This window comes from Streptomyces alkaliphilus (assembly GCF_014141535.1).
Classification (GTDB): domain Bacteria; phylum Actinomycetota; class Actinomycetes; order Streptomycetales; family Streptomycetaceae; genus Streptomyces; species Streptomyces alkaliphilus.
The window spans coordinates 1-2,784 of sequence record NZ_VKHT01000707.1 but is presented as its reverse complement, the minus strand read 5'-3'; the positions used below and the strand labels follow the sequence as shown (position 1 = coordinate 2,784).

At 72.8% G+C, this 2,784-nt stretch carries 3 protein-coding genes; 2 read left to right on the top strand and 1 reads right to left on the bottom strand.

The window, feature by feature from the left end:
- Window positions 1-1,315 (top strand): homogentisate 1,2-dioxygenase (gene hmgA / locus FNQ90_RS18740; protein ID WP_228471387.1); only part of this gene is annotated, 1,315 nt, incomplete at its 5' end.
- Between the two features lie 84 nt (window positions 1,316-1,399).
- Window positions 1,400-2,155 carry a GntR family transcriptional regulator gene (locus FNQ90_RS18735; RefSeq protein WP_182607435.1) on the top strand — a complete coding sequence of 252 codons (756 nt, stop codon included), beginning with the start codon at window positions 1,400-1,402 and terminating at the stop codon, window positions 2,153-2,155.
- A gap of 140 nt (window positions 2,156-2,295) precedes the next feature.
- Here FNQ90_RS18735 and FNQ90_RS18730 read toward each other — a convergent pair whose 3' ends face one another.
- On the bottom strand, window positions 2,296-2,559 hold the full coding sequence (locus FNQ90_RS18730; protein ID WP_143623388.1) for a hypothetical protein: 264 nt from the start codon (window positions 2,557-2,559) through the stop codon (window positions 2,296-2,298).
- Between the last annotated feature and the right edge of the window lie 225 nt (window positions 2,560-2,784).

The window sequence follows — 2,784 nt, the reverse complement described above, 5'->3', positions numbered from 1 at the left end:
GGGGCCCGGGGGCCCCGGGAGGGACGCGGGGACGGGCCGCCCGCCGGCCGGCTTCGGAAACGAGCACAGCAGCGAGGCCCTGCCCGGCACCCTTCCGATCGGCCGCAACTCCCCCCGTCGTCCCGCCCACGGGCTCTATGCCGAACAGCTCAGCGGCAGCGCCTTCACCGAACCCCGCGCCGACAACCGACGGTCGTGGCTGTACCGCATCCGGCCCTCGGCCGCCCATCCGCCCATGCGCCGGATCGAATCCGGGAACCTGTTCGGCGCGCCCTTCACCGACGTGGCCCCCGATCCGAACCGGATGCGCTGGAACCCCCTGCCCGCTCCGGAGCCCGGTACCGACTTCGTCCGGGGCCTGTGGACCCTGGGCGGCAACGGCGACGTGCGCACCCGCTCGGGCGTGGCCATCCACCTCTACCACGCCGACACCCCCATGACGGACCGGGTGTTCTGCGACGCCGACGGTGAGCTGCTGCTGGTTCCCGAGCGGGGCACCCTGCTGCTGCGCACCGAGTTCGGACCGCTGCGCGCCGCCCCCGGGCACATCGCGCTGATCCCCCGCGGCGTGCGGTTCCGGGTGGAACTCCCGGACGGGCCCGCCCGCGGCTACGTCTGCGAGAACCACGGCCGCCCCTTCACCCTGCCCGAACTCGGCCCCATCGGTGCCAACGGCCTGGCGGCCCCCAGGGACTTCATCACCCCCGAGGCCGCCTGGGAGGAGGCGGAGGGCCCGGTGGAGGTGATCACCAAGTACGGCGGGGCGCTGTGGTCGGCCGAGTGGGACCACACCCCGCTGGACGTGGTCGCCTGGCACGGCACCCTGGTGCCCTACGTGTACGACCTGCGGCGTTTCAACGTGCTGGGGTCGATCAGCTTCGACCATCCCGACCCCTCGATCTTCACCGTCCTGACCTCGCCCTCGGACACCCCGGGCCTGGCCAACGCCGACTTCGTGGTCTTCGCGCCGCGTTGGCTGGTCGGCGAGGACACCTTCCGTCCGCCCTACTTCCACCGCAACGTGATGAGCGAGTACATGGGTCTCATCGAGGGCGCCTACGACGCCAAGGCCGAGGGCTTCGTTCCCGGCGGCGGGTCACTGCACCCGATGATGTCGGCGCACGGCCCCGACCGCGAGACCTTCGAGCGGGCGAGCGCCGAGGAACGCGGCCCGCAGAAGATCGACGACGGCCTGGCGTTCATGTTCGAGACCCGGTGGCCGCTGACGCTCACCGAGCAGGCGCTGAATGCCGGACACCGGCAGCGGGACTACGACCGCGTGTGGGAGGGTCTGGAACGGAACTTCCGTCCCTGAGACCCGCCCGCGGGATTCGGGAGGGGCGCCCGGCCGGGAGCGGGGGTTCCGAGCCGCCCGGGATGCCCACAGGGAGGGACCGACGTGACCGTTTTCGCCCCCGATTCCCTTGAACTCAACCGCAAGCTGCCGCTGTGGTACCAGGTCTCCCAATCCCTGCGGGCCTCCATACTCGGCCGGCCCGCGGGCTCACCGTTGCGGCTGCCCACCGAGGAACGGCTGGCCGCGCACTACGGCGTCAGCGTGCTCACCATGCGGCAGGCGCTCAAGGAACTCGAACAGGAGGGGCTGATCAGCCGGCACCGCAGGCGCGGCACCTTCATCGAACCGGACGTGCCGCGCGGTGCCCCGGTGCCGCTGCTGGGGTCGGTGGACGCCATCGTGGCCCAGCAGTCCGGGGAGCCGACCACCTTGTTGGACCACGGGCCGGTGCCCGTCCCGCCGGAGTTGACCGACCGCTTTCCCGGGTTGACGGAAGTGGTCCGGTTCGCCCGACTGCGCCGCGACCCCGACAGCGGGGAACCGACCAACTGGGCGGAGAACCTGCTGCCCCCGGACGTGGCCGCGCGTATCGACCCGGCGGCCCTGGAGCGCTGGCCCATGACCCGGGTGCTGAGGGACGTGGCCGGGTTGTCGCCGGCGCGTATCGCCAACACCGTCCAGGCGAGGCTGGCGGAGCCCGGGACGGCACGGTTGCTGGAGGTGCCCCTGCTGAGTCCGATCCTGCACTGCACGGGGGTGACCACCGACGGGACGGGACGCGTGGTGGACGTGGTGCGCATCCACTATCGGGGGGACCGCTTCTCCTTCTCGGTCTCGGTGGACGCCGCGCCGGGCTGAACCACCCGCGGTGGAGCCGGGACCCGGAGGGCGGGGAGGCGCCGTCGGGCGGAGCGGTCGGGCACGGTCACGGCCCGCCCCGGGGACGGGTCACCGACACGGTCGCGGCCACATGGCCGCGACCGTGTCCCCCGGCCGTGTCAGCCCCGGCCGCCGAAGATGGAGCGCCGCAACCGGCGCAGGGGCGCCAGCAGCAGGACCCGGGCGCCGGGGCGCTCCGGGGCACGACTCCGGTCACGGGCCGTCAACTCCCGCATCAGCGATGTGGCGTCCGCCGCTTCGCGCGGGGACACGGCCGGGCCGGAGAGCACGCTCAGGTGACGGTCGAGACGCGAACCACTCGCGCCGCTCCCGCAGGTGATGGCAGGCACCCGGGGCCTGCTCCGTGCCGTTATCCGCTCCATGACTCTCCCACCCGTGACGAGGGCACCCGGTACGGGCGAACCCACCCTAACGCCCCCGAGGGGCGCCAGGATATCCCGGACCCGTGTGTCAGCCTTCCCGATGAAGGACGGGAACGAACGTCCCCACGCCGATTCGACCACGTTTCGGTCACCGGTTTTCACCCACCCGACCCGGGCTCCCCGCCCCGGAGTTGGGGTCCGAGCCGTCCACCGGGCCCTCCGCTC

What these genes read in the sequence shown, in the direction of transcription:
- FNQ90_RS18730 (WP_143623388.1), bottom strand. Translation starts at nt 2,559, where the DNA reads ATGGAGCGGATAACGGCACGGAGCAGGCCCCGGGTGCCTGCCATCACC.